Genomic DNA, 26,336 nt, shown 5'->3' with positions numbered 1-26,336 from the left:
CCCGGCTTACAGTTTATGACTGTTATTGTGCGACGTTCTTTTTCGCCGCGCGTTTAGCTTTGGTGGCGGCAGCGATTTTAAGCGTTTTTGCCGATGGCTTTTTCGCTTTTTTATCGCCTTTCTTCTCAGCCGTTTTTTTATCCACCTGAGGTTTGGCTCTGCCTTTCTTCTCGCCGCGGAAAGCGCTGTCCGGCTCGAAATTCACCTTTTTGCCCATTTGACGACGTTTACCGGTATTTTTACCTGCATCGCCTTTTTTGGCTTTTTCGCGCGCGGTTTTCCCCTCATTGCGCGGCGCACGTTCGCTGGAGATCAAACTGAAATCGATTTTACGCTCGTCCATGTTGACCGCTTCCACGCGAACTTCCACGCGATCGCCCAGGCGATACATCTGACCGCTTGATTCACCCGTCAGGCGCTGCCCAACCTGGTCAAAGCGGTAGTAGTCGTTATCCAGGGAGGAGACATGCACCAGACCGTCGATAAACAGTTCGTCAAGACGGACAAAGAAGCCAAACCCGGTCACGCTGGCGATCACGCCTTTAAAGACGTTACCTACCTGATCCAACATGAAGTCACACTTCAGCCAGTCAGAGACGTCGCGCGTAGCTTCGTCCGCACGGCGTTCGGCCATCGAACAGTGCTGGCCCAGTTGCAGCATCTCTTCCATCGAATAATGGTAACCACCGGTTTCCGTGGTGTTGCCTTTATGGCCCTGCTCCTGCGCCAACAAATATTTAATTGCACGGTGCAAAGAGAGATCCGGGTAACGACGGATCGGCGAGGTAAAGTGCGCATAAGATTGCAGCGCCAGGCCGAAGTGACCACGGTTTTCCGGATCGTAAATCGCCTGCTTCATCGAGCGCAGCAGCATAGTTTGCAGCATTTCCGCATCAGGACGGTCAGCAATCGACTCCAGCAGTTCAGCGTAATCGCGCGGCTCAGGTTTGTTGCCGCCAGGCAGCTCCAGCCCCAGCTCTGCCAGTACGGAACGGAAGGAGGTAATCGCTTCGGTCGTCGGCTTATCGTGAATACGGAACAACGCTGGCTCTTTGGCTTTCTCAACGAATCGCGCCGCTGAGATGTTCGCCATGATCATGCACTCTTCAATCAGCTTGTGCGCGTCGTTACGCTGCGTCTGCTCAATACGTTCGATACGACGTTCAGCGTTGAAGATAAACTTCGCTTCTTCACTTTCAAATGAGATACCGCCGCGCTCTTCACGGGCTTTATCCAGTACTTTGTAGAGGTTATGCAGCTCTTCAATGTGTTTAACCAACGGCGCGTACTGCTCGCGCAGTTCCTGATCGCCTTGCAGCATATGCCAGACTTTGGTGTAAGTCAGACGCGCATGGGAGCTCATTACCGCTTCGTAGAATTTAAAGCCGGTTAAGCGGCCTTTCGACGAAATGGTCATTTCACAGACCATACACAACCTGTCCACCTGCGGGTTCAGCGAACACAATCCGTTAGACAGCACTTCCGGTAGCATCGGGACAACCTGCGACGGGAAGTAGACAGACGTGCCACGGCTGCGCGCTTCCTGATCCAGCGGAGTCGGCGGACGAACGTAATAGCTTACGTCAGCAATCGCCACCCATAAACGCCAGCCACCGCCGCGTTTCTTCTCGCAGTAAACCGCATCGTCGAAGTCACGCGCATCTTCGCCATCAATAGTGACCAGCGGGAGATCGCGTAGATCGACACGTCCAACTTTCGCTTCTTCCGGCACTTCTTCTTTCAGTCCGGCGACCTGTTTTTCGACTGCCTGTGGCCAGATATACGGGATTTCGTGGGTACGCAGGGCCATATCAACAGCCATGCTGGTGCCCATGTTGTCGCCCAATACTTCAACGATTTTACCCACCGCTTTAGTGCGACGGGTTGGACGCTGGGTCAGCTCAACCACGACCACAAAGCCCATACGAGCCCCCATCACCTGTTCCGGCGGAATAAGGATGTCGAAGCTCAGGCGGCTGTCGTCCGGGACGACAAACCCGACCCCAGCGTCGGTGAAGTAGCGGCCGACAATCTGGCTGGTTTTCGGCACCAGTACGCGCACAATACGCGCTTCGCGACGTCCTTTACGGTCCGCGCCCAGCGGCTGCGCCAGCACCTGATCGCCATGAATGCAGGTTTTCATCTGCTCGCTGGACAGGTACAGGTCATCTTTGCGGCCTTCGACGCGCAGAAAGCCGTAGCCATCACGGTGGCCAATAACGGTACCTTTCAGCAGGTCAAGACGTTCCGGCAGCGCGTAGCACTGACGACGAGTGAAGACCAGTTGCCCGTCACGCTCCATCGCGCGCAGGCGACGACGCAGCGCTTCTTGCTGTTCTTCACCTTCAATGTTGAGTTCAGCGGCCAGCTCATCGCGGTTGGCCGGTTTTTCACGTTTAGTTAAATGTTCGAGGATAAATTCCCGGCTCGGGATAGGGTTCGCGTATTTTTCAGCTTCGCGTTCCTGGAAAGGATCTTGTGACATCTCGGTTCCTCCGTTGTCATCTCTGATGAAGATTTTCGTCACTCCACCAGCAATAATTTATAAAGCGGTTGATTTTGTTCAACCAAATCAGCAAGTGTGTAGTTGTCCAGTTCCGTGAGAAAACTTTGCACTGCTTTAGAAAGCGCCTGTTTGAGTCGGCAGGCAGGGGTTATGTGGCAAAACTCGCTGCTACAGTTGACCAGCGATAAGGGTTCCAGCTCGCGAACCACATCACCAATACAAATATCCTTAGCGGGTTTACCCAGGCGGATACCGCCATTTTTTCCTCGAATAGCAGTAACAAAACCCGCCCGGCTAAGTTGATTGATTATTTTGACCATATGATTACGGGACACGCCGTAGACTTCTGTCACCTCAGAAATACTGGTCATACGTCCTTCGGGAAGTGACGCCATGTAGATTAGCGCACGTAATCCGTAATCGGTGAAACTTGTTAACTGCACATCAACCTCAGGAAAAGGGATAAAACGGATAAACCTGGTGGTATTAATTATATTGATGATAAACCAGCCACCAGCCAGGTCGCTAATTTATTTCAGTTCGGGAAGGAAAAAAGCGAGGAACTTACGTGATTTTAAGCCGGATTCTGATGCAAAACGCCTCATCCGGCCTAAGAGAGTGCAAGCGCAGCGCCATCCGACGCTACGCCATAACCAGAATTATGCGTCGAACGGGTCGCGCAGGATCATGGTTTCAGTACGGTCTGGGCCAGTTGAGATAATATCAATCGGCACACCGGTCAGTTCTTCAATACGCTTGATGTAGTTCAGTGCTGCCTGCGGCAGACCGCTACGTTCCTTCACGCCAAAGGTGGATTCAGACCAGCCTGGCATGGTTTCGTAAATCGGCTCGATACCTTTCCAGTCGTCAGCCGCCAGCGGAGTCGTTGTAACTTCACGGCCATCCGGCATACGGTAAGCGACACAGATTTTCACCTCTTTCAAACCGTCCAGCACGTCCAGTTTGGTCAGGCAGAAGCCAGACAGGGAGTTAATCTGTACTGCACGACGTACGGCAACGGAGTCCAGCCAACCGGTACGACGACGACGGCCGGTGGTTGCGCCATACTCGTTACCTTGTTTGCACAGGAACTCACCAACGTCATCAAACAGCTCAGTCGGGAACGGACCTGCGCCGACACGAGTAGAGTAAGCTTTGATGATGCCCAGAACGTAATCCACATAACGTGGACCCAGGCCGGAGCCGGTCGCCACGCCACCCGCAGTGGTGTTGGAGGAGGTTACGTACGGATAGGTACCGTGATCGATATCCAGCAGCGTACCCTGCGCGCCTTCGAACATGACGAAATCGCCACGCTTACGCGCCTGGTCCAGCAGATCGGAAACATCAACAACCATAGAGGTCAGGATGTCGGCAATCGCCATCACATCATCCAGCACTTTCTGGTAGTCAACGGCTTCGACTTTATAGAAATTCACCAACTGGAAGTTGTGATATTCCATCACTTCTTTCAGTTTTTCAGCGAAGGTTGCTTTATCAAACAGATCGCCAACGCGCAGACCGCGACGAGCCACTTTGTCTTCATAAGCCGGACCGATACCACGACCGGTAGTACCGATCGCTTTCTCGCCACGCGCTTTCTCACGAGCGTTATCCAACGCAACGTGATAATCAAGGATCAGCGGACACGCTTCAGACAGCAGCAGGCGCTCGCGAACCGGGATACCACGATCTTCCAGCCCTTTCATTTCTTTCATCAGCGCGGACGGAGACAGTACAACACCGTTACCGATGATGCTGATGACATTCTCGCGAAGAATACCTGATGGAATAAGATGGAGGACGGTTTTTTCACCGTTGATTACGAGAGTATGGCCTGCGTTGTGACCACCCTGGTAGCGCACAACATATTTAGCCCGTTCAGTCAGAAGATCGACGATCTTCCCTTTACCTTCGTCACCCCATTGGGTGCCCAGTACGACGACGTTGTTACCCATTTTTCAAAATCACCGTTTGCTTAAAAATGGATTCTACCACCGCTTTTTCAGATATACAGCACTTTTTGCATGCTAAAATCCGCAAATTAGGCTACTTATTGATCAGCCAATCGTTTTCCTCAACATGTAGTAGACCACAACGCCCGCGACCACAAGACCTCCACCAAAACGACGCAAAGTATTTTCGGGAAGTTGCGCCATCGCGGAGATCATTTTCTTCCATGCGCTGGGATAAAGCATAGGACCCAGGCCTTCCAGCACCAAAACCAGCGCGAGCGCCAGTAAGATTGTTGAATTCATTCATCGACCTTATATAAAAAGAAAACCACCGCATCCCTGGGGACGCCGGTGGTTTTGCTGGTTTAAAACCGCTGAAACTATTTTAGCGTGTCGCGGTATTCGGTGTCTTCATGTAGCGGAAGAAATCGCTGTCCGGGCTCATGACCATCACGTCCTGGTTACCTTCGAAGCTCTTCTCGTAAGCGCGCAGGCTACGGATGAAAGCGTAGAAGTCAGGATCCTGGCTGAACGCATCGGCAAACAGCTTAGCCGCTTCCGCATCGCCTTCACCACGCATAATGCGGCCCTGACGTTCAGCTTCTGCCAGCGTTTTCGTTACTTCATAATCCGCCGTTGCACGCAGTTTTTCCGCTTCTTCCTGACCTTGTGAACGATGGCGACGAGCTACCGCTTCACGCTCAGCGCGCATACGGTTGTAGATAGCCTCAGACACTTCAGCAGGCAGGTTGATTTGCTTAATACGCACGTCAACCACTTCAATGCCCAATGCCGCCATACTGTTCGGGTTGATGACCGGTACTTTACCGTTCGTTTCAGCCTGAACACGTTCAGCCGCTTCGGCAATCGCGCTATCCGCCGCCGGTGTCGCGACTTCATCTTCCGTGCCAGCAGAACCGGAGTTCAGCGCGTCACGGACTTCCAGAGTCAGGCGACCACGGGAATCGGTAACGATGTCTTTCACGTCGAGACGACCAATTTCAGAACGCAGACGGTCAGAGAACTTACGTTTCAGCAGAACTTCCGCCTGAGAAACGTCGCCACCGCCCGTTGCCAGGTAGTAACGGCTAAAGTCGCTGATGCGCCACTTAATGTAAGAGTCAACGATCAGGTCTTTCTTCTCTTTGGTGACAAAGCGATCGGCCTGGTTGTCCATGGTCTGGATACGCGCATCCAGCATTTTCACGGATTCAATAAACGGAATCTTGAAGTGCAGGCCTGGTGCAACGACCAACGGCTTGTTGTCATCGTCACGCAGAACTTTACCAAAGCGCAGAGTAATACCGCGCTCGCCTTCTTTGACCACAAAGACAGACATGAACAGAACTACCAGAACGATGATGATAATCGCAATAACTGACTTACGCATCGTTATTCCCCCTGACGCTGGTAGTCGTTACGCTGCGCGTTGGCGCGGCGTTGGTCCATAATATCGCCCTGACTGGTGGACGAGGTGTTGCTTGCTCCAGTGCTGGAGGTCGTCGCTGGCGGCAGACGCAGCAGGTTTGAACTGCTGTCGCTCTTGGCTGCTGGCGCACTACCGCCTTTCAGCATTTGATCCAGCGGCAGAACCATCAGATTGCTGCCCTTATCGTTAACCAGAACTTTGCGAGTATGACTCAGCACTTTTTCCATGGTCTCGATATACAGACGCTCGCGAGTAATTTGCGGTGCGGCTTTATATTCCGGCAGAATTTTAGCGAAGCGAGCCACTTCACCCTGTGCTTCCAGGATGGTTTGCGTTTTGTAAGCACGCGCTTCTTCCAGAATACGCTGCGCCTGACCGTTCGCACGAGGTTGCACTTCGTTGGTGTACGCTTCCGCTTCACGGATGTATTGCTGTTCGTTTTCACGCGCGGCAATCGCATCGTCAAACGCGGCTTTAACCTCTTCCGGCGGACGTGCTGCCTGGAAGTTGACGTCCAGCAGGGTGATACCCATGTTGTACGGACGGATCGTTTCTTCCAGTTCACGCTGGGTATCGCTACGAATAACGGTACGCCCTTCGGTCAGGATACGGTCCATAGTGTATTTACCGATAACGCCACGCAGTGCGCTGTCGGTTGCCTGACGCAGACTGTCATCCGCGCTGGTTACGCTAAACAGGTAACGCTGCGGATCGGTTACGCGGTACTGCACGTTCATTTCAACGCGCACGACGTTTTCGTCAGATGTCAGCATGACGCCGGATGCGGCAAGTTCACGCACGGCTTCAACGTTGACCGGGGTCACTTCGTCGATAAAGGTCGGTTTCCAGTTCAGACCCGGCTCAACCAAATGGCTGAATTTACCGAAGCGTGTCACCACGCCGCGTTCCGCTTCTTTAATGGTATAGAAACCGCTGGCCGCCCAGATAATGACGATAGCGGCCGCTGCGATAGTAAAGACCCGACCGCCCAGTTGCGGACGCGGACCTTGCGATGAACTACCGCCGCCAGAACCAGTACCTTTACCACCGCCCAGACCACCGAGCTTTTTGCTCAGTTTGCGGAAGATATCATCCAGATCGGGAGGTCCCTGATCGCGACCACCTTTGTTTCCATTTCCCTCAGGGTTGCCGCCAGGTTTGCTGCTTCCCCACGGGTCGCGGTCTTGTCCGTTATTACCGGGCTGATTCCACGCCATGTTTGTGCTCCATATTTGTTATGCGGTGATATACCCCGTTTTTTGCACTACAGGGGCGTTACCGCCGACCTGCAACCCAAAATTCGATGAGTATTGGGCAAAAAATCCCCAGGCATTTCCTCCCGGTCAGATAATGTAATCTGCCAGGGTCGGTTCTTGTTTACAGAGGCGACGCCAGTCTACGATCGGCATACGAACCTGCAGACCTACGCTGCCGTCCTCCTCCATCCACTCTTTTTCTATTGCCTGAAGTTGGTAAAACCGGCTTCTCAGACGCCCTTCCTGCGGCGGCAAACGCAACGTATGCTGCGCTACCTCACCGGAAAGCCGCTCAGTCAAAGCCTGAAAAAGCTGTGGTATTCCTATTCCCGTTTGCGCTGAAACCCAAACGCGAATGGGTTTATTCTCTTCATCTCTGTCGATACGCGGTTCAAAGTCATCCAGCATATCGATTTTATTCATCACCAGCAGGGTCGGGATCTCATGCGCATCGATCTCCTCAAGCACCGTATCAACGGCCTCGATGTTTTCTTGCACACGAAAATCTGCTGCATCAATAACGTGCAGCAGCAATGTCGCCTGACGTGTTTCCTGCAAGGTGGCTTTAAACGCCGCCACCAGGTCGTGCGGTAAGTGACGGATAAACCCTACGGTATCCGCCAGCACGGTTTCACCGACATCCGCAACGTCGATCCGGCGCAGGGTCGGGTCCAGGGTCGCAAACAGCTGATCCGCTGCGTAGACTCGGGCTTCAGTTATCTGATTGAACAGGGTGGATTTTCCGGCGTTGGTATATCCCACCAGTGATACGGTCGGGACATCCGCTTTCTTACGCGACTGTCGCCCCTGCTCACGTTGCTTTTCAACTTTTTCCAGGCGCGACTGTATCTGCAAAATGCGATTACGCAGCAAACGACGGTCGGTTTCGAGCTGGGTTTCACCCGGACCGCGCAAACCAATCCCGCCCTTTTGCCTTTCAAGGTGGGTCCAGCCACGGACCAGACGCGTAGCCATATGGCGCAGCTGCGCCAGCTCAACCTGCAACTTACCCTCATGGGTTCGCGCACGCTGGGCAAAAATATCCAGAATAAGACCAGTCCTGTCGATAACCAGACACTGGCACAATTGTTCCAGGTTACGTTCCTGGGCAGGGCTTAGAGCATGATCAAAAATCACCACCGCAGCGCCAGTCGCTTTTACGGCTTCGGCAATTTCGATTGCCTTACCTTCACCAACAAAATACTTCGGGTGCGGTGCTTTACGGCTCCCGGTAATCACCTGCATTGCTTCGACACCGGCGGAAGAAACCAGAGATTCAAACTCCTGGAGGTCTTCCATATCTTTGTCTTGCGAAAAATAGATGTGTACCAGTACCGCCTGCTCACCGGCATCATAACGGTCAAACAAGCGTCAACCCCTTAATATGTATCAACGGGGAACGCAGGTTCGCTGGCTCCCCGTATGTAAAACAGCGATCAACCTTATTCGGTTTCTTCGCTGTCCTGTTGCGCAGATGAACCTTGCGCGTTGCTACCGTGATGGTAGTTGCTGCCAGTGCCGCCGGTGGCATTATTGCTGTGATGAGAAACCGGGCGAGACGGGACAACAGTAGAAATCGCGTGCTTATAAACCATCTGGCTGACCGTGTTTTTCAACAGGATCACGAACTGATCAAAAGACTCGATTTGACCTTGCAGCTTAATACCATTCACCAAATAAATAGAAACTGGAACACGTTCCCGACGCAGTGCGTTCAGGAACGGATCTTGTAAAGATTGCCCCTTAGCCATTCTCTCTTTTCCTTATATGCTTATTTGTACTTTGAACCTTTCGATTCTGAAAAATTGCGCACGATACGTTTCAATTGTACACATTCAGTTCGCGATAGCACCAACAACCTGTAATACTTCGTTTCGCGCCTGGTCAGGCTTTTCACTGTCAAGCCAGTGCACCCCTTCCCAACCACGCAACCAGGTTACCTGCCGCTTCGCCAACTGCCTCGTGGCGCAAACACCTCTATAAACCATTTCATCGTATGAAATTTCGCCTTCAATGTATGACCACATCTGGCGATACCCGACACAACGAATGGAAGGCAAATCCGTATGCAAATCTCCACGGGCAAAAAGCGCCCGGACTTCTGCTTCAAAACCTGAAGCTAACATCTGATGAAAACGCTGCTCAATTCGCTGATGGAGCAGTTCACGGCTCGCCGGGGCGATTGCAAACTGATGCACCTCATACGGCAAAGCATCTCCTGACGTTTGCGTCAGCTCCGTTAAAGTTTTACCCGAAATGAAAAAAACTTCCAGTGCCCGGGAAAGTCTTTGCGGATCATTTGGATGAATACGCGCGGCAGCCACGGGATCGATCTCCTGAAGCTGTCGGTGCAATGCGTCCCACCCGTGCTCTGCCGCCTGCTGCTCAATTCTGGCCCTGACGTCCGGGTCTGCCGACGGTAACGGCGACAGCCCTTCAAGCAAGGCTTTGAAATATAACATTGTGCCGCCCACCAGCAGCGGGATACGCCCCGCGGCGGTGATATCGGCCATCTCGGCTAACGCATCGCGGCGAAAATCCGCAGCAGAGTACGCCTGCGACGGATCGCGAATATCCAGCAATCGGTGCGGCGCGGCCTGTAATTCATCTGCATCAGGCTTGGCTGTACCGATATCCATCCCTTTGTAAATAAGGGCGGAATCAACGCTTATCAACTCTACAGGCAAAACTTTACGCAATTCAATTGCTAATGCCGTTTTACCGGAGGCCGTTGGCCCCATTAAAAAAATCGCCTTTGGCAGGCTCGCCTTACGGGTATCACTCATGTTTCAGGGCATTCATTACCGAATGTAAATCAACAGGTTGTAACAGACCACCCGGCGGTGCCTTCACGAGTTGTGGGCAAAGCCGCTCAACATCCGCTAGCAGCGTAATCGCCTGGGCCATGCTCCACTGCGGATGCTCGCTCATCAGGTTACGTGCAATCCACTGTGCAATATTGCCCGGTTCAAATACGGACTGCTGCGCCAGGTAGCCTATCAGTTCAGGAATCAAGATTTGTAAATTTTGTTGGCGTAAGGGTAAAGGCACTGCCCGGATGGTCACATGCTGCGCATCCAGTTGAAATTCAATGCCCAGATCGGCCAGTTGGCTCTGCCCTTTCTGCAGCGCCGCTTTTTCATCGGCGGTCACTTTTAGACGTAAAGGAATCAGCAACGGCTGGGCGCAAACAGTACCCTCTCCCGGCGTTAACTGCGCCTGACGCAGCCAACGTTCCGCCACCGGTAATGCCAGTAACCGAATATGACCATCACATTCGAGTAAGGCACAGTCCGCACCGACAATCGTTAGCACCCGACCAAAACCTTGACTATTGCCGGTCAGCGGTGCTGATGGCGCTTCAGATTCCGGCGCTTTACGCGTTGGAACTGGCGTCTGCAGCAGTTGCTGATAAATCTCACCCTGCTGCTTTTGATATCCAGGCTGGGCATGAGGCCAGCTGGCGCCCGCCTGACGACCACCACCGCCAGCGGGGGCAGAGTAGCGAGGTGCAGCAGCTTCACGCGCCGGAGCGGGCTCAGCAAAATGGTTACGTCCGGCTGCAATGCGGTTTTCCGGGATGTGCCGGGGGGCGGGCTCGTCGTCATCAGCCAACGGCAGCGGCGTTTCAAGCTGCTGTTGCAGGACGCTCAATACGCCCTGGTAGATAAAATCATGCACCAGACGCGACTGATGGAAACGGACCTCATGTTTGGCGGGATGCACGTTGACATCCACCTGATGCGGATCGATTTCCAGGTATAAAACAAATGCAGGCTGCTGATCGGCGCCCAGCTTATCTTCACAGGCCTGGCGGATAGCGTGGTTGATCAGGCGGTCACGCATCATCCGGCCATTCACGTAGCAGTACTGGATTTCCGCCAGCGCCGTCGTCGTGTGGTGCGGATCGGCTACCCAGCCCCGCAGCGTCAAATCGCCATGCTGCCATTCAATCGCCAGCGCATGTTCCAGAAACGGCATACCGCAAATCGCGCCCAGTCGGCGCTCTTTTTGCCCATCTGCTGCCACTGCACGGTACTGACGCACCACTTTGCCGTTGTGCGACAGATTAATCGTCACATCGAACCGCGCCAGCGCAATGCGGCGGATAATCTCGTCGATATGATTAAATTCGGTTTTCTCGGTGCGCATAAACTTGCGCCGCGCCGGGGTGTTGTAGAACAGATCCAACACCTCCAGCGTGGTGCCCACCGGATGCGCGGCGGGTTTCACTGTGACATCCATGTCGCGCCCTTCGGCATAGGCTTGCCAGGCTTCAGATTGCTCTTGCGTGCGCGACGTCAGGGTTAAACGAGAGACTGAGCTAATGCTGGCTAACGCTTCGCCGCGAAACCCGAGGCTCACGATGGCTTCGAGATCGTCAAGCGAGGCAATTTTACTGGTGGCGTGACGCGCCAGCGCCAGCGCCAGCTCGTCTTTTTTAATCCCGCAGCCGTTGTCACGAATACGGATAAGCTTCGCGCCGCCGCGTTCGACATCAATATCAATACGCGTCGCGCCGGCATCGATACTGTTTTCCACCAGCTCTTTCACCACTGACGCAGGCCGTTCTACCACCTCGCCCGCGGCAATCTGGTTCGCCAACTGTGGCGGTAGAACCTGAATCGGCATGGCTAATCCTTAATTTGTTAACGTGTTGCCAGGCGACACGGCACTGGCGGTTTGCGCCGGCGCTCCCTGCGGCCCGGTTTGCATCGGGTGCGCCTGGAAATAGTTACGCAATCCTTTGTAAATCGCCTCGGCCAGTTGCTGCTGGTAATCATCACTCGCCAACAGACGCTCTTCGCTGTTGTTACTGATAAAGCCGGTTTCAACCAGCACTGACGGGATATCAGGCGAACGTAATACGCCCAGGCTGGCATGTTCCGGCCGACGTTTATGCATTGAGCCAATACGTTCTAACTGACCGATCATGCTGGTCGCCACATCATACCCGACGCGTTGCGAATGACCGAACTGCAGATCCAGCACGGCCTGACTGAGGTAAGGATCGGCCTGGCTGTTGGCCAGCACATCACCCGCACCGCCTAACAGTTCCGATTGCTTCTCGTGCTGCTCCAACCAGCCGGCCATTTCACTGTTCGCCCGGCGGTTTGACAGTACCCAGACGGAAGCGCCAGTGGCATCCCGGTTTGGCGCGGCATCCGCATGAATCGAAACCAGGAAGTTGGCGTTTTGTTTACGCGCAACGTCGGAACGCCCCATCACCGAGATGAAGTAATCGCCATCGCGGGTGAGAACACCTTTAAACATCGGGTCATCATTCAGCAAACTGCGTAGTTTACGCGCCACGGCAATCGTGACATTTTTCTCACGCGTACCGCCGGGGCCAATTGCGCCGGGATCCTGTCCACCGTGCCCGGCATCAATGGCGATAACCACTTTGTCGCCGCTGTTGGTGCTGGCGCGCGCCGCAGGTCGCGTGGACGTATTACTGCTGGTAACCGCCGTGGTGCGGTCGTTTTCCGCTTTAAACGGGTTACGTGCAGGCTCGACAGGACGCGGGGCGACAACCGGCGCCTCGACACGCTTCGCGACCACCGGAGGCGGTGGCGGCGGCGTATCCGCTTTGATGGTAAACACGACGGTATAATTGCCGCCGTTTTGTCGTTTAACGGCTTCTGCTTTACCGTTCTCGGTTAAATCCACCAGCAGGCGCAGAGACTGCGCGTCTTTTGGCGTACCGGAACGAATAGATTTGACCAGATTATTACCGCTAAACAGCAGCGGTAATCCCTGAATCACACCGGTTTGTTTAATATCCAGCGCGACGGTTCGTTTCCCATCCTGCGAAACGGCGTATTCAGGATCGCCAATAAAGCTCAGCGTAATCCGCGCCTGTTGATCACCATTGGAAACCTGAAGATCGGAGAGGCTGGCGGCCCCTGCCTGCGCGCACAGCAGGACCAGGGTTGCCATCAGCCAGTTTCTGATGCGATAAATCATCCCGCCACCCTTAAGGTTAATCGGCTAAACGCGCCAGCAATAAATCACCCGATGAGGAGACTGCGCTTACGCGCGCCTCTCGACCTTGTGCCTGGTATTCAATGTGTATTTCGACGTCCGGGTCTGGCAGTACACCTTTACCTTGTTGTGGCCATTCCACCAGGCAGATGGCATCATTGGCAAAATAATCACGGATCCCCATAAATTCCAGCTCCTCCGGGTCCGCAAGTCGATACAGATCGAAGTGATAAACCATCAAATTATCGAGCGAATAGGGTTCAACCAGCGTGTAAGTCGGGCTTTTTACATTACCTTTGTGGCCTAACGCCTGCAGGAATCCACGGCTGAAAGTGGTTTTGCCCGCACCCAGGTCGCCGTACAAATAAATTACCGTCGCGCCGTCACAGGCTTTGGCTACCCGCAATCCAAGGTCTAAAGTCGCCTGTTCATCAGGTAGTGGAATTACTCGATTCATCATGATAAACGTCAATCACATCAGGGTTAACAATACGCTGTAGCGTAGTAAAGAGATCGGTCGCCAGCATGCCGCGCGTACCAAAACGCGCCGCCAGCACATCCGCCGCCGCACCGTGCGCAACACATCCCGCACATGCTGCATCATACGGGGTAAGCTTCTGTCCGAGCAATGCGCCAATAATACCGGAAAGCACATCACCCATTCCGCCGCTGGCCATGCCTGCATTGCCGGTATCAATAATACCCAACTCAGCCTGTTCAGCAGCAACAACCGTACCCGCGCCTTTCAGCACTACCACGCCTCCGTACCGTTTTACCAGACGTTGTGCACAAAGTAAGCGATCGTCTTCAATTTCTGCAATGGAACAGCCCAGCAGTCGCGCGGCTTCTCCCGGATGCGGCGTGATCACGCGATTGTGACGTTTATCGGGGTTGATTGCCAGCAGGTTCAGTGCATCGGCATCCCAGAGCATCGGTTTGCGAAAATTCTCGACCTTTTGCAGCGCTTTTTTGCCCCACTCCTGCTGACCAAGCCCAGGGCCAATCACAACAACATCCGCCCACGCCAGGCTTTCATCCAGAGTTTGCGGCGTTAGCGTATCAACCATCAGTTCGGGCCTGGCGGTCAGAATCGGCGCGATGTTTTCACTGCGGGTCAGCATTTTGACCAGCCCGGCGCCTGCACGCAGCGCCGCTTCACCGGCCATACGTATTGCGCCTGCCGTCCCGTGGTCACCGCCGATAATCACCAGCCGACCGTGGGAACCTTTGTGCGAGGTAGGTCGGCGTGGCGTTAGCCAGTGCGCAAGCTGTTGAGCATCAAAACGTTGAATTGGCGCATTCTGCCCAACCAGCCAGTCGTCCAACCCAAGCGCGTTAACATGCAGGCGTCCGGTGACATCGCGCGCTTTACCCGTTAACAGGCCTGGTTTGAGTGCAATAAAGGTGACGGTATGCGCCGCATTGATGACTGATCCCGGTGTCGCTCCGGTTTGTGCCAGCAGGCCGGAAGGAATATCGATCGCCACGATGGGAGCTGGGTAAGTATTGGCACGTTCAATCAATACCGAGAGAGAGTCACGCGGCGCGTACTTTAAGCCAGTCCCTGACAGCGCGTCGATGATGACGTCCACGCTACCAGGCCAGGTGATATCCGCAGCATGAATGACGCCACCGGCGTTAAGCCAGGCATCGCGCGCCTGCTGTGCTTCCTTCGGGAGCGGTTTGTCACTCTCTTGCGCCAGCAGCGTGACCTTAAGTCCCTGCGCTTTGGCAAGCCTTGCCACTACGTAGCCATCGCCGCCGTTGTTGCCATGACCGCACAGCACCAGCCAGTGTTGAGCGTGCGGATAGGCTTCGCGGGCGACCTGAAACGCGGCCTCTCCCGCCCGTTGCATCAGTTCGTACAACGTCAGCCCTAAACTGTCTGCTGCCTCTCGCTCCATCCGCCTGATGTCATCGGCGTGCCAGATGGAGTGTGGTATACTTGCGGGGTTTTTCTTCATTGTATGGTCCATCATGTCAGAGCCCCTCGATCTCAATCAGTTAGCGCAAAATATTAAGCAGTGGGGGCTGGAGCTTGGCTTTCAGCAGGTCGGTATTGCCGATACCGACCTCAGCGAAGCGGAGCCCAAACTGCAGGCCTGGCTGGATCAACACTATCACGGCGAGATGGACTGGATGGCCCGTCACGGCATGATGCGCGCCCGACCTCACGAATTATTGCCCGGTACGCTACGTGTCATCAGCGTACGTATGAACTATCTCCCAGCCAACGCGGCCTTTGCCAGTACGTTGAAAAATCCCTCTCTGGGTTACGTCAGTCGCTACGCACTGGGGCGCGACTACCATAAGCTGCTGCGTAACCGCTTAAAAAAGCTGGGCGAGATGATTCAACAACACTGCGTTTCGCTGAATTTTAGACCTTTTGTCGATTCCGCGCCCATTCTTGAGCGTCCGCTGGCGGAAAAAGCCGGGCTTGGCTGGACAGGTAAGCACTCACTTATCCTCAATCGCGAAGCCGGTTCATTTTTCTTCCTCGGTGAATTGCTGGTCAACCTGCCCTTGCCGGTCGATAAGCCAGTAGAAGAAGGATGCGGGAAATGCGTCGCCTGTATGACCATCTGTCCCACCGGGGCCATCGTTGAACCCTACACCGTAGATGCGCGCCGTTGTATCTCTTATCTCACTATCGAACTGGAAGGCGCTATCCCGGAAGCGTTTCGTCCCTTGCTGGGGAATCGAATTTACGGCTGCGATGATTGTCAGCTCATTTGTCCCTGGAACCGCTATTCGCAACTGACGGTAGAGGATGACTTTAGCCCACGTAAGCAGCTGCATGCTCCGGAGTTAATAGAGCTGTTTAGCTGGAGCGAAGCGTGGTTTTTAAAAGTCACGGAGGGGTCTGCCATTCGTCGTATTGGCCATCTGCGCTGGCTGCGAAATATCGCTGTTGCGTTGGGCAATGCACCCTGGGATGAAGCCGTAATTAACGCACTGGAAAAGCGCAGAGGTGAGCACCCACTTCTCGACGAACACATAGCGTGGGCGGTCGCTCAGCAAATTGAGAAGCGAAATGCCTGCGTAGTTGAGGTGCAGTTGCCGAAGAAACAACGTTTAGTCAGGGTCATCGAAAAGGGTCTACCGCGCGACGCTTAAGTCATCCACAGCTTGTGTATAAAAATAAAAACACATTGATATTCAAGAGGGAAAAAATCGTCAAGTGATCGCATTAACAATTTGAAATGATAATTAATCCAATAATTTCAATGTGTTAAAATGATACTATTAACCAGGCGAAGTTTTTTGCATTCCAGGAATAATACCCGGGCCTGTGGATAAGTCTGTTTACAAGAGTATGTCAACGACGAAACAAAACGTCCCCAACGCGATTCTTCGTTGTGGATATTTTTTTGAGATAAGAATTTGGAGCGGGAAACGAGACTCGAACTCGCGACCCCGACCTTGGCAAGGTCGTGCTCTACCAACTGAGCTATTCCCGCTTGGTGTGTCTGTGCTGAACAAGCACTTTCAAATTTTGGAGCGGGAAACGAGACTCGAACTCGCGACCCCGACCTTGGCAAGGTCGTGCTCTACCAACTGAGCTATTCCCGCATAATCTTCGTCTTTCGAACCGCTACTGCGTTGGCTGCCTTCACTCGCCTAAGTCACTTACTTCAGTAAGCTCCTAAGGACTCATTCAGTTGCCGCCTTGTCGCAATTCGAAATCCTGCGATTGGTGGTCTGTGCTTAACAAGCACTTTCAAATTTTGGAGCGGGAAACGAGACTCGAACTCGCGACCCCGACCTTGGCAAGGTCGTGCTCTACCAACTGAGCTATTCCCGCATAATCTTCGTCTTTCGAACCGCTACTGCGTTGGCTGCCTTCACTCGCCTAAGTCACTTACTTCAGTAAGCTCCTAAGGACTCATTCAGTTGCCGCCTTGTCGCAATTCGAAATCCTGCGATTGGTGGTCTGTGCTTAACAAGCACTTTCAAATTTTGGAGCGGGAAACGAGACTCGAACTCGCGACCCCGACCTTGGCAAGGTCGTGCTCTACCAACTGAGCTATTCCCGCAAATTTGTTGCTGTCGTAATTCGCATTTCTGCGTCGTTACGGGAGGCGCATTATACGAGAAATCCGTTTAGCTGCAACCCCCCTGAATACGTTTTTTTTGAAAATCCGTTCAAGTGATTACTTTACAATCAAGCTGAACAATTTAGCGTCAAAACCCCGGTGACGCAAGTCACCGGAGAATAAAATCAAAGCTTAATAAAATGTTCGCGATAGTAAGCAAGCTCAGCAACCGACTCACGGATGTCATCCATCGCCTGATGCGTTCCTTGCTTGGTGAAGCCAGCAAGGATCTCCGGCTTCCAACGACGCGCCAGCTCTTTCAGCGTGCTGACGTCGAGATAGCGGTAATGGAAATACGCCTCCAGCTCCGGCATGTATTTAAACAGGAAACGACGATCCTGCCCGATGCTGTTGCCGCAGATAGGTGATTTTCCTGCCGGAACCCATTCTTGCAAAAATGCCAGCGTAGCCAGTTCTGCTTCGCGATCGCCCATGGTGCTCGCCTTTACCCGTTCCACCAGCCCGCTACCGGTATGCGTACGTACGTTCCAGTCATCCATTAATGCCAGTTGTTCGTCAGACTGGTGCACCGCAATCGTCGGTCCTTCAGCCAGAATATTTAAGTTGGCATCCGTCACCAGTGTGGCGATCTCAATAATGCGATCGCGCTCGGGATCCAGACCAGTCATCTCCAGATCGATCCAAATCAGGTTGTTTTCATTGGCACTCATGCTATTTTCCACCCTTCAGCGTCACATTCAGTGTGACTATATTCATCTAAAATTGCGTGTATCATAAATGTTTTGCCCATCATGGGCGACCAGGAGCCAGTCCGATTGAGTAAGAATAAACTCTCCAAAGGCCAACAGCGCCGTGTGAACGCCAATCACCAGCGTCGTCTTAAAACGTCCGCGGAGAAGCCCGACTATGACGACAACCTGTTTGGCGAAACTGCTGAAGGCATCGTGATCAGCCGTTTTGGCATGCATGCCGACGTGGAATCTGCTGACGGCGACATTCACCGCTGCAACATCCGCCGCACAATTCGTTCGCTGGTTACCGGCGATCGCGTCGTCTGGCGTCCAGGTAAAGAGGCCGCAGAAGGCGTAAATGTCAAAGGCATCGTAGAGGCGGTACACGAGCGCACCTCGGTACTGACACGTCCCGACTTTTACGACGGGGTAAAGCCGATTGCTGCCAACATCGACCAAATTGTTATTGTCTCAGCCATCTTACCCGAGCTGTCACTCAATATTATCGACCGCTATCTGGTTGCCTGCGAAACGCTACACGTCGAACCGATTATCGTACTGAATAAGATCGATCTGCTGGATGCCGAGGGCATGGCCTTTGTTAACGAACAGATGGATATCTATCGCAACATTGGCTATCGCGTGTTGATGGTATCAAGCCGCACTAAAGACGGTCTGAAACCGCTTGAAGAAGCATTAACCGATCGCATCAGCATTTTTGCTGGCCAGTCGGGTGTAGGTAAATCCAGCCTGCTCAATAATCTTCTCGGCCTGCAGGAAGCGATCCTGACCAACGATGTCTCCGATAACTCCGGTCTTGGGCAGCACACCACTACCGCTTCTCGCCTGTATCACTTCCCACATGGTGGCGACGTTATTGACTCCCCGGGCGTACGCGAGTTCGGACTGTGGCATCTGGAACCGGAACAAATCACCCATGGTTTTGTCGAATTCCATGACTACCTGGGTCATTGTAAATACCGCGACTGCAAGCATGATACCGATCCAGGCTGTGCTATCCGTGAGGCTGTAGAAAAAGGGGAAATAGCCGAAACTCGGTTTGAAAATTATCACCGCATCCTGGAAAGCATGGCGCAGGTAAAAACGCGTAAAAACTTTTCTGATACAGACAACTGACAACTAAGCTAAGCATCGCTAGAATCGTCCCCCTTTTTCAGGATCCGGCCCGTATGCCGGATCGGGAACAAATTATGGCCTGGAGGCTACCTTGTTAAACTCATTTAAGCTTTCGCTACAATACATTCTGCCGAAACTATGGCTCACTCGCCTGGCGGGTTGGGGTGCGAGCAAACGAGCGGGATGGCTGACCAAACTGGTAATCGATCTGTTCGTGAAATATTACAAGGTCGATATGAAAGAGGCGCAAAAGCCGGATACAGCCAGCTACCGCACCTTTAACGACTTCTTTGTTCGTCCCCTGCGCGACGAAGCTCGTCCAATTAACACCGATCCTAATGTACTGGTCATGCCTGCTGACGGTGTGATTAACCAATTAGGTAACATCGATGAAGACAAGCTGTTACAGGCCAAAGGGCACAGCTATACGCTTGAAGCGCTGTTGGCCGGCAACTACCAGATGGCGGACAAATTCCGCAACGGTACGTTTGTGACCACGTACTTATCACCACGCGATTACCACCGCGTACATATGCCCTGTAACGGTATCCTGCGCGAAATGATGTACGTGCCGGGTGACCTCTTCTCTGTAAACATCCTGACGGCGCAAAACGTACCGAACCTGTTTGCCCGTAACGAACGCGTTATTTGCCTGTTTGATACCGAGTTTGGCCCGATGGTGCAAATTCTGGTCGGGGCAACTATCGTTGGCAGTATTGAAACCGTCTGGGCTGGCACCATTACCCCGCCGCGTGAAGGCGTAATTAAACGCTGGACCTGGCCGGAAGGCGAAAGCGAAGGGTCAGTGGCACTGCTCAAAGGTCAGGAAATGGGCCGCTTTAAGCTCGGTTCTACTGTCATCAACCTGTTTGCACCGGGCAAAGTTAACCTGGTTGAGCAATTGCAGGACCTTTCAGTCACGAAAATCGGTCAGCCAATGGCCATCTCAACAGAGACTTTCGTGACGCCAGAGGCAGAACCTGCCCCACTGCCGAAAGAAGAGATCGAGGCAGAACACGACGCCAGCCCGCTGGTTGACGACAAAAAAGACGAAACTTAAACATAGGAATCGCTGCTGTGCGCCTGATTATCACTTTTCTGATGGCCTGGTGCCTCAGCCTGGGGGCGTACGCTGCGACGGCCCCCGATGCCAAACAACTCACCCAGGAACTGGAGCAGGCCAAGGCGGCGAAACCCGCTCAGCCAGAAACCGTTGAGGCGCTCCAGTCCGCGCTGAATGCCCTTGAGGAGCGTAAAGGCTCTCTTGAGCGCGCTGCGCAATATCAGCAGGTTATTGATAACTTCCCCAAGCTCTCCGCAACGCTACGCGCACAGCTTAGCAATCTGCGTGACGAACCGCGCAACGTACCAAGCGGACTGACAACTGATGCGTTAAACCAGGAGATCCTCCAGGTCAGCAGTCAGTTGCTGGAAAAGAGTCGTCAGGCCCAGCAGGAGCAGGATCGCGCCCGGGAAATCGCCGACTCGTTAAGCCAGCTCCCTCAACAGCAAACCGATGCCCGCCGCCAGCTAAATGAGCTTGAGCGGCGTATTGGTACCGCCAACGCCAATCCCGCGCAGAATCAGGCGATGCAGGCTGAATCAGCCAAACTCAAAGCCCTGGTCGATGAACTGGAGCTGGCGCAGCTTTCCGCCAATAACCGCCAGGAACTGGCACGTATGCGCTCCGAACTGGCGGAAAAACAGAGCCAACAGCTCGACGCTTATCTGCAGGCATTACGTAATCAACTCAACAGTCAGCGGCAGCGTGAAGCTGAGCGAGCGCTGGAGAGCACCGAACTGCTGGCGGAAAACAGTGCGGGATTGCCCGAAGGCATTGTTGACCAGTTCAAGGTTAACCGCGAACTGTCCCAAGCCTTAAACCAACAGGCACAGCGAATGGACCTGGTCGCATCGCAACAGCGTCAGGCCACCAGCCAAACGCTGCAGGTGCGTCAGGCGTTGAATACGCTGCGCGAACAATCCCAGTGGCTTGGGGTTTCGAATATGCTGGGAGAAGCGCTACGCGCACAGGTGTCTCGTCTGCCCGAAATGCCCAAACCTCAGCAGTTAGATACCGAAATGGCGCAGCTACGCGTACATCGTATGCGCTATGAAGATCTACTCAATAAACAGCCGCAACTGCGCCAGATCCATCAGGCCGATGGGCAACCACTGACCGCGGAACAGAGCAGCATCCTCAACGCCCAGTTGCGCACTCAGCGTGAATTGCTGAACTCACTGTTACAGGGTGGCGATACGCTGATCCTTGAACTGACCAAGCTGAAAGTCTCCAATAGCCAACTGGAAGATGCGCTAAAAGAGGTCAACGAAGCGACACACCGCTATCTGTTCTGGACGTCTGACGTCAGCCCTATCTCCCTCTCCTGGCCTGTCGACATTGTTCAGGATCTGCGGCGTCTGATCTCATTAGATACATTTAATCAGTTAGGTAAAGCCAGCATCATGATGCTGACCAGCAAGGAAACGCTGCTACCGCTGTTCGGTGCGCTGGTGCTGGTTGGATTTAGCCTCTATTCTCGCAAACACTTTACCCGTTTTCTTGAACGCTCGTCCGCGCGAGTGGGTAAAGTGACCCAGGACCACTTCTGGCTAACGATACGCACGGTATTCTGGTCGATTCTCGTCGCCTCACCGCTACCGGTGCTGTGGGCCACCCTGGGTTACGGCTTGCAGGAAGCCTGGCCTTATCCGTTGGCCGTCGCTATCGGCGATGGCGTAACCGCCACGGTGCCCATGCTGTGGGCGGTGATGATTTGCGCCACCTTTGCACGCCCTAACGGTCTGTTCATTGCCCACTTTGGCTGGCCGCGTAATCGCGTCGCGAAGGCCATGCACTATTACCTGATGAGTATCGGGCTGATTGTCCCACTGATCATGGCGGTAATCATGTTTGATAACCTCAATGACCGGGAATTCTCCGCCTCATTGGGACGCTTGTGCTTTATCTTGATTTGCGGCGCGCTGGCGGTCGTGACTCTGAGCCTGAAGCGCGCCGGAATACCGCTGTACCTCGATAAAGAGGGCAACAGCGATAACATGGTCAACAGCATGCTGTGGAATATGTTGATGGGTGCTCCGCTGATTGCCATCCTCGCGGCCGCAGTCGGCTATCTCGCCACATCACAAGCTCTACTGGCACGTCTGGAAACGTCCGTGGCTATCTGGTTCTTGTTACTGGTGGTGTATCACGTTATTCGCCGTTGGATGCTGATCCAGCGCCGCCGCCTGGCGTTCGACCGCGCCAAGCATCGACGCGCCGAAATGCTGGCACAGCGCGCGCGGGGTGAAGAAGAACCGCCGCACTCCACCAGTCTTGAAGGCGCAATTGACGTTGATGAAAGCGAAGTGGATCTCGACGCGATCAGCGCACAATCGCTACGTCTGGTGCGCTCTATTTTGATGCTTATCGCCCTGCTTTCAGTCATTGTACTGTGGTCAGAAATTCATTCCGCATTTGGCTTCCTGGAAAACATCTCGTTGTGGGATGTCACCTCTACGGTTCAGGGCGTGGAAAGCTTAGAGCCAATCACGCTGGGCGCGGTGCTCATCGCGATACTGGTATTTATCATCACCACCCAGTTAGTGCGCAACCTCCCCGCGTTGCTGGAGCTGGCGCTGCTGCAACATCTGGATTTAACCCCCGGCACCGGTTACGCCATTACCACCATTACCAAGTATTTGCTGATGCTGATTGGCGGTCTGGTTGGCTTCTCGATGATCGGCATTGAGTGGTCCAAACTGCAATGGCTGGTGGCTGCTCTCGGTGTTGGTCTGGGCTTTGGTTTGCAGGAAATCTTCGCCAACTTTATTTCCGGCCTGATTATCCTGTTTGAGAAACCGATTCGCATTGGCGACACGGTGACCATTCGCGATCTTACCGGTAGCGTGACGAAGATTAACACTCGCGCCACCACCATCAGCGACTGGGACCGCAAAGAGATCATCGTGCCCAATAAGGCCTTTATCACCGAGCAGTTTATCAACTGGTCGTTGTCAGATTCGGTCACCCGTGTGGTGTTAACTATCCCGGCGCCGTCAGAGGCTAACAGCGAGGAGGTCACGCAGATTTTGCTGACTGCCGCGCAGCGCTGTTCGCTGGTTATCGATAACCCGGCGCCAGAAGTCTTTCTGGTAGATCTGCAGCAGGGGATTCAAATCTTCGAACTGCGTATTTATGCCGCAGAGATGGGACACCGTATGCCGCTGCGTCATGAGATCCACCAGCTGATTCTGGCAGGCTTCCGCGAACACGGTATTGATATGCCATTCCCGCCGTTCCAGATGCGTCTGGAGAGCCTTGGCGGTAAACAAACGGGAAGAACGTTAAGTTCTGCGGGCAGAGGCAACCGCCCGGCGGGGAGTTTGTAAATCGTGTCACAATAAGATGAACGTTGGGTGTGTTGAGCACTACCCAACGTCTTATTTACCAACATAATTGGTATCGTATAACAAAGCGCCATAACCAAAAGAACAGGAGAGCCGCTATAACAGAATATTGCCAGATACTACGTTGCCTTCTCCATACAGTTGCATAGATAAAAGGAATAAACAGAGGTAGAGTTAAAGCTATACCCACAGTTCGAATATCATCATTCTCAATATATTTCATGACATCACAGATATCATTGATTCCCCTGCCATCGATAAACCATTCCTTGTCCTGCGTTGAAAATATAATTATCGATATAATACTTACTATACTCCAGATAAAATTCAACGTAAAAGACTTCCAACTCATTAACCGCCTCGCATAATTTTAAGTATTATATCTTTCTTTTCTATAATTCGACGACCATATTCACTATATTCACGCCCCGGAGAACCGGGCAACTCACTAATTGATTGAACAATATCATCTTTACTTCTCATTATTCCACGATTATATCTGGAACCTGCCAATATTATCTGCTCGTCAGTCAAGTACAAAGTATCAGCGTCTGGATTATCATATAAAATAAGATCATGTAAATGGAATGCTACAACCCGAATGTTAAAGCTGTTATCAAGTAAACACTGCGACAGGCGAAATTGCTGAAAATGAGTCAATTTATCAGGGTGGATACCTATAGTTTTGGCTGCAACACCTATCTGGATAGCAATTGAACCGACCGATGTAGCATTAGACGATTCATTACTGTTCTTTCCCAATATTTCTTCAATTATCTGTCTAAATTGCAGAACACCAACACCTTTAAATCTCTCTGGAGTTCCGCCTACTTCAGCAACAGCAACACCTGCAAGGAGTAATTCAGGGATTCTTGCTTCAAAAGCGTATTGTTTTATAATTGCCCTATGGTGAACTAACCAAGCTGTTTTATAATACCAGAGATATGCTTTCCCAGTCATAAAACGCCAATTAGTAGGTAAGGCATACCATCGAAAAAAATCTAACCCATTCCAATGAGGAAAACCATATTCATCGATCTCACAAAAAGGTGGAGAGCTAATCATCATGAAAATTCATCACCAAAGTTAATTTAGCATTGACCCGACAATAGCTATGGTTCTCAATTAGTAATGAGATAGACATCACATGTATAGAAAAAGCAATCAAAAATTATATTTACAAATAGATTCATAGTAGCAATGATTTTCACCATAAGAAATCACTTCCCTGGATGTGATATGTAAACAATCATAAAATATATATGCAAATATCATTCTGATAAAAATCTCGAAATTATTTTATATGAAAAAGCCCGGAGGGTGTTCCATTCGGGCTTTGGGAAAATTCAATATGTACCTTTCCTCAGTCTGTCACCCAGCGAAACTGTTTCGCCATGCGGCGGCTGTAGTTCTGATAAATCGCCATCGCCAGCAGCGAGAAGAAGATCGGGCCGCCGGTCATCCACAATGCGCTGTTCCAGTCCCCGGCTTCAATCACCGGCTGGATGATAGTGAACACGTTGGCAAACGTCACCACCAATACCACCACGCCTGTTGTCAGTAACGTCGCCGCCCGCGTTTTAAAAATCACAAACGGCCTTTCCAGATCCGTACGCGCTTTAAAGAATGGGAAAGCCAGCGCAAGGAACAGATACGGCAGCGTCATGGAGACGTTCGCCATCAGGGTCAGTTTGTTATAAAACGCTGAGGCCGTGTCGCCGCCAAACGAAACCAGCAGGATAAACAGGCTCACCAGTAAACACTGCAACCACATTGCCGTCGTCGGCATCCCCACCGCATTCAGCCTGGTCATCGGCGCGGGCCACAATGCCTTCGGCGTTCCCTGAATAATCGCTTTCAGCGGCGAGTAGCTGAGCGTGAAAAAAGCGCCAGTATAGGCGAGGAACATAGAAAGGCCGGTGATACGCGCGAACCATACGCCCAACGCCATCGCGCTTTCCGGGGAAAGGTGCAGCGCATTACCCAACGTCATCCCGAGGCTTTTCATCAGGATATAGGTGATGTTGCCGAGGTTGACCGAGCCATCACTTAATACCTGTTGCCAGTTGGTGCTAACGCCCCATAAAAATATGGCCAGTGAATAACCGACAGAAATGACAATAGCGGCAAAGACGATCCCTTTCGCGAAGTTCTTTTCTGGCTTTTCTGTTTTATCTACCAGTCCACCCACGGCCTCAATTCCGCCGTAAGCAAAAATAGCAAATACAACAAATGACAACATTGCCAGACCGGACTGATATCCCGGATTAGGCGAGGAGATAAAATTAATATCCTGCGCAAAGTGGCCACCCGTTAATAACAAAATAGCGACACTCACTAACAACAAAACTAAATTAAGACACATTACGGCAATTCCACCTACAGCCGTAATACGGGCAATCTTATTAATCCCCCGTGAGGCCACGCAGGTCACCAGAATCATCCAGCCGACGGCGAGCAGACCGACAACCTGCGTAGGCTCAAGCCCCTCAATACGCCAGTGCTGCGTCATGTCTGCGCCAAATAAGAAGGTCGAAAAAGGTACCCAGACTTTTGCCGCCGTGCTTACCATCCATATCACATAGGAAGAAAACCACATAAACGTGCCGATAAACGCATAGCGTGGGCCAACGCTATTATTCATCCACGAATAGATTCCCCCCTCTTCTTTCCGATAGGCAGAACCCATTTCCGCCATCATTAAAGCAAATGGAATAAAAAATAATAATGCGGAAAATATATACCATGGAATCGCGCTATACCCCATTAAATAGAACGCGGAGGGGCTGTTAGCAAAACCAAAAACAGACGTAAATATCATAAGGATGAGACCAATCAGGCTCATCTTTTTTATTGTTTGGGTCATTAA

21 protein-coding genes and 4 tRNA genes are annotated in these 26,336 nt (G+C 52.5%); 4 read left to right on the top strand and 21 right to left on the bottom strand.

The window, feature by feature from the left end; translation table 11 throughout:
• Nucleotides 1-22: 22 nt before the first annotated feature.
• From rnr to nnr, 13 genes are all read right to left on the bottom strand, one after another.
• Entirely contained in the window at nucleotides 23-2,485 is a 2,463-nt protein-coding gene (gene rnr / locus FDW96_RS00350) for a ribonuclease R (RefSeq protein ID WP_079225631.1), read from the bottom strand.
• A gap of 38 nt (nucleotides 2,486-2,523) precedes the next feature.
• Nucleotides 2,524-2,949, bottom strand: a complete 426-nt coding sequence (gene nsrR / locus FDW96_RS00345) for a nitric oxide-sensing transcriptional repressor NsrR (RefSeq protein WP_137365027.1) — start codon at nucleotides 2,947-2,949, stop codon at nucleotides 2,524-2,526.
• Between the two features lie 216 nt (nucleotides 2,950-3,165).
• Nucleotides 3,166-4,464: an adenylosuccinate synthase gene (purA, locus tag FDW96_RS00340; RefSeq protein WP_003025606.1), complete on the bottom strand. Its 1,299-nt coding sequence runs from the start codon at nucleotides 4,462-4,464 to the stop codon at nucleotides 3,166-3,168.
• A 102-nt stretch (nucleotides 4,465-4,566) separates the two neighbouring features.
• On the bottom strand, nucleotides 4,567-4,764 hold the full coding sequence (locus FDW96_RS00335) for a DUF2065 family protein (RefSeq protein ID WP_042312802.1): 198 nt from the start codon (nucleotides 4,762-4,764) through the stop codon (nucleotides 4,567-4,569).
• 82 nt (nucleotides 4,765-4,846) lie between these two features.
• Nucleotides 4,847-5,851 carry a protease modulator HflC gene (hflC, locus tag FDW96_RS00330; protein ID WP_042312803.1) on the bottom strand — a complete coding sequence of 335 codons (1,005 nt, stop codon included), beginning with the start codon at nucleotides 5,849-5,851 and terminating at the stop codon, nucleotides 4,847-4,849.
• A gap of 2 nt (nucleotides 5,852-5,853) precedes the next feature.
• Nucleotides 5,854-7,107 carry an FtsH protease activity modulator HflK gene (gene hflK / locus FDW96_RS00325; protein ID WP_042312805.1) on the bottom strand — a complete coding sequence of 418 codons (1,254 nt, stop codon included), beginning with the start codon at nucleotides 7,105-7,107 and terminating at the stop codon, nucleotides 5,854-5,856.
• A 126-nt stretch (nucleotides 7,108-7,233) separates the two neighbouring features.
• Nucleotides 7,234-8,514, bottom strand: a complete 1,281-nt coding sequence (gene hflX, locus FDW96_RS00320) for a ribosome rescue GTPase HflX (protein ID WP_042312807.1) — start codon at nucleotides 8,512-8,514, stop codon at nucleotides 7,234-7,236.
• 74 nt (nucleotides 8,515-8,588) lie between these two features.
• Nucleotides 8,589-8,897 carry an RNA chaperone Hfq gene (hfq, locus tag FDW96_RS00315; RefSeq protein WP_003025584.1) on the bottom strand — a complete coding sequence of 103 codons (309 nt, stop codon included), beginning with the start codon at nucleotides 8,895-8,897 and terminating at the stop codon, nucleotides 8,589-8,591.
• 84 nt (nucleotides 8,898-8,981) lie between these two features.
• Nucleotides 8,982-9,932, bottom strand: coding sequence for a tRNA (adenosine(37)-N6)-dimethylallyltransferase MiaA (miaA, locus tag FDW96_RS00310; RefSeq protein ID WP_038636521.1), 951 nt, complete (start codon nucleotides 9,930-9,932; stop codon nucleotides 8,982-8,984).
• Complete coding sequence (gene mutL, locus FDW96_RS00305) at nucleotides 9,925-11,778, bottom strand: DNA mismatch repair endonuclease MutL (protein ID WP_137365026.1); 1,854 nt, start codon at nucleotides 11,776-11,778, stop codon at nucleotides 9,925-9,927. The genes miaA and mutL overlap by 8 nt, the downstream gene beginning before the upstream one ends.
• Nucleotides 11,779-11,787: 9 nt before the next feature.
• Complete coding sequence (gene amiB / locus FDW96_RS00300; RefSeq protein WP_042312814.1) at nucleotides 11,788-13,113, bottom strand: N-acetylmuramoyl-L-alanine amidase AmiB; 1,326 nt, start codon at nucleotides 13,111-13,113, stop codon at nucleotides 11,788-11,790.
• A 16-nt stretch (nucleotides 13,114-13,129) separates the two neighbouring features.
• On the bottom strand, nucleotides 13,130-13,591 hold the full coding sequence (gene tsaE / locus FDW96_RS00295; protein WP_008786002.1) for a tRNA (adenosine(37)-N6)-threonylcarbamoyltransferase complex ATPase subunit type 1 TsaE: 462 nt from the start codon (nucleotides 13,589-13,591) through the stop codon (nucleotides 13,130-13,132).
• On the bottom strand, nucleotides 13,563-15,110 hold the full coding sequence (gene nnr / locus FDW96_RS00290; protein ID WP_137365025.1) for a bifunctional ADP-dependent NAD(P)H-hydrate dehydratase/NAD(P)H-hydrate epimerase: 1,548 nt from the start codon (nucleotides 15,108-15,110) through the stop codon (nucleotides 13,563-13,565). Before nnr ends, tsaE begins: the two co-directional genes overlap by 29 nt.
• On the opposite strand from nnr, the gene queG reads away from it, so the two are divergent.
• Nucleotides 15,109-16,248 carry a tRNA epoxyqueuosine(34) reductase QueG gene (gene queG / locus FDW96_RS00285; protein WP_137365024.1) on the top strand — a complete coding sequence of 380 codons (1,140 nt, stop codon included), beginning with the start codon at nucleotides 15,109-15,111 and terminating at the stop codon, nucleotides 16,246-16,248. The two genes, nnr and queG, sit on opposite strands and share 2 nt — an antisense overlap.
• Nucleotides 16,249-16,516: 268 nt before the next feature.
• Here queG and FDW96_RS00280 read toward each other — a convergent pair.
• The 5 genes from FDW96_RS00280 to orn all read right to left on the bottom strand — a co-directional run bounded on the left by FDW96_RS00280 (nucleotide 16,517) and on the right by orn (nucleotide 17,899).
• A tRNA-Gly gene (locus FDW96_RS00280) sits at nucleotides 16,517-16,592 on the bottom strand.
• Between the two features lie 36 nt (nucleotides 16,593-16,628).
• Nucleotides 16,629-16,704, bottom strand: a tRNA-Gly gene (locus tag FDW96_RS00275).
• Between the two features lie 156 nt (nucleotides 16,705-16,860).
• Nucleotides 16,861-16,936, bottom strand: a tRNA-Gly gene (locus FDW96_RS00270).
• Between the two features lie 156 nt (nucleotides 16,937-17,092).
• Nucleotides 17,093-17,168, bottom strand: a tRNA-Gly gene (locus tag FDW96_RS00265).
• Nucleotides 17,169-17,353: 185 nt separating this feature from the next.
• Nucleotides 17,354-17,899 (bottom strand): oligoribonuclease, encoded by a 546-nt coding sequence (gene orn / locus FDW96_RS00260; protein WP_006686300.1) that lies wholly within the window; start codon nucleotides 17,897-17,899, stop codon nucleotides 17,354-17,356.
• Between the two features lie 105 nt (nucleotides 17,900-18,004).
• Here orn and rsgA point away from each other — a divergent pair, with 105 nt between their 5' ends.
• The 3 genes from rsgA (at nucleotide 18,005) to mscM (ending at nucleotide 23,449) form a co-directional block, all read left to right on the top strand.
• Nucleotides 18,005-19,057: a small ribosomal subunit biogenesis GTPase RsgA gene (rsgA, locus tag FDW96_RS00255; RefSeq protein WP_170974681.1), complete on the top strand. Its 1,053-nt coding sequence runs from the start codon at nucleotides 18,005-18,007 to the stop codon at nucleotides 19,055-19,057.
• 91 nt (nucleotides 19,058-19,148) lie between these two features.
• Complete coding sequence (asd, locus tag FDW96_RS00250; RefSeq protein WP_137365023.1) at nucleotides 19,149-20,117, top strand: archaetidylserine decarboxylase; 969 nt, start codon at nucleotides 19,149-19,151, stop codon at nucleotides 20,115-20,117.
• 17 nt (nucleotides 20,118-20,134) lie between these two features.
• Entirely contained in the window at nucleotides 20,135-23,449 is a 3,315-nt protein-coding gene (mscM, locus tag FDW96_RS00245; RefSeq protein ID WP_042312827.1) for a miniconductance mechanosensitive channel MscM, read from the top strand.
• Nucleotides 23,450-23,504: 55 nt separating this feature from the next.
• On the opposite strand, the gene FDW96_RS00240 is transcribed toward mscM, so the two are convergent.
• The 3 genes from FDW96_RS00240 to yjeM all read right to left on the bottom strand — a co-directional run bounded on the left by FDW96_RS00240 (nucleotide 23,505) and on the right by yjeM (nucleotide 26,333).
• Nucleotides 23,505-23,819: a YjeO family protein gene (locus FDW96_RS00240; RefSeq protein ID WP_079225638.1), complete on the bottom strand. Its 315-nt coding sequence runs from the start codon at nucleotides 23,817-23,819 to the stop codon at nucleotides 23,505-23,507.
• Nucleotides 23,819-24,535 (bottom strand): hypothetical protein, encoded by a 717-nt coding sequence (locus FDW96_RS00235; protein ID WP_077949328.1) that lies wholly within the window; start codon nucleotides 24,533-24,535, stop codon nucleotides 23,819-23,821. The genes FDW96_RS00240 and FDW96_RS00235 overlap by 1 nt, the downstream gene beginning before the upstream one ends.
• Nucleotides 24,536-24,830: 295 nt before the next feature.
• Complete coding sequence (yjeM, locus tag FDW96_RS00230) at nucleotides 24,831-26,333, bottom strand: glutamate/gamma-aminobutyrate family transporter YjeM (RefSeq protein ID WP_137365022.1); 1,503 nt, start codon at nucleotides 26,331-26,333, stop codon at nucleotides 24,831-24,833.
• Nucleotides 26,334-26,336: the final 3 nt, after the last annotated feature.

Origin of the sequence: Citrobacter sp. TBCS-15, from assembly GCF_005280815.1 — a bacterium.
GTDB classification, from domain to species: domain Bacteria; phylum Pseudomonadota; class Gammaproteobacteria; order Enterobacterales; family Enterobacteriaceae; genus Citrobacter; species Citrobacter werkmanii.
The sequence above is the reverse complement of the archived record's forward strand: the minus strand, read 5'-3'. Positions and strand labels throughout refer to the sequence as shown.

What these genes read in the sequence shown, in the direction of transcription:
- orn (WP_006686300.1), bottom strand. Translation starts at nt 17,899, where the DNA reads ATGAGTGCCAATGAAAACAACCTGATTTGGATCGATCTGGAGATGACT.
- mutL (WP_137365026.1), bottom strand. Translation starts at nt 11,778, where the DNA reads ATGCCGATTCAGGTTCTACCGCCACAGTTGGCGAACCAGATTGCCGCG.
- queG (WP_137365024.1), top strand. Translation starts at nt 15,109, where the DNA reads ATGTCAGAGCCCCTCGATCTCAATCAGTTAGCGCAAAATATTAAGCAG.
- purA (WP_003025606.1), bottom strand. Translation starts at nt 4,464, where the DNA reads ATGGGTAACAACGTCGTCGTACTGGGCACCCAATGGGGTGACGAAGGT.
- hflK (WP_042312805.1), bottom strand. Translation starts at nt 7,107, where the DNA reads ATGGCGTGGAATCAGCCCGGTAATAACGGACAAGACCGCGACCCGTGG.
- miaA (WP_038636521.1), bottom strand. Translation starts at nt 9,932, where the DNA reads ATGAGTGATACCCGTAAGGCGAGCCTGCCAAAGGCGATTTTTTTAATG.
- rnr (WP_079225631.1), bottom strand. Translation starts at nt 2,485, where the DNA reads ATGTCACAAGATCCTTTCCAGGAACGCGAAGCTGAAAAATACGCGAAC.
- amiB (WP_042312814.1), bottom strand. Translation starts at nt 13,113, where the DNA reads ATGATTTATCGCATCAGAAACTGGCTGATGGCAACCCTGGTCCTGCTG.
- nnr (WP_137365025.1), bottom strand. Translation starts at nt 15,110, where the DNA reads ATGATGGACCATACAATGAAGAAAAACCCCGCAAGTATACCACACTCC.
- hflC (WP_042312803.1), bottom strand. Translation starts at nt 5,851, where the DNA reads ATGCGTAAGTCAGTTATTGCGATTATCATCATCGTTCTGGTAGTTCTG.
- yjeM (WP_137365022.1), bottom strand. Translation starts at nt 26,333, where the DNA reads ATGACCCAAACAATAAAAAAGATGAGCCTGATTGGTCTCATCCTTATG.
- tsaE (WP_008786002.1), bottom strand. Translation starts at nt 13,591, where the DNA reads ATGATGAATCGAGTAATTCCACTACCTGATGAACAGGCGACTTTAGAC.
- FDW96_RS00335 (WP_042312802.1), bottom strand. Translation starts at nt 4,764, where the DNA reads ATGAATTCAACAATCTTACTGGCGCTCGCGCTGGTTTTGGTGCTGGAA.
- FDW96_RS00235 (WP_077949328.1), bottom strand. Translation starts at nt 24,535, where the DNA reads ATGATGATTAGCTCTCCACCTTTTTGTGAGATCGATGAATATGGTTTT.
- FDW96_RS00240 (WP_079225638.1), bottom strand. Translation starts at nt 23,819, where the DNA reads ATGAGTTGGAAGTCTTTTACGTTGAATTTTATCTGGAGTATAGTAAGT.
- hfq (WP_003025584.1), bottom strand. Translation starts at nt 8,897, where the DNA reads ATGGCTAAGGGGCAATCTTTACAAGATCCGTTCCTGAACGCACTGCGT.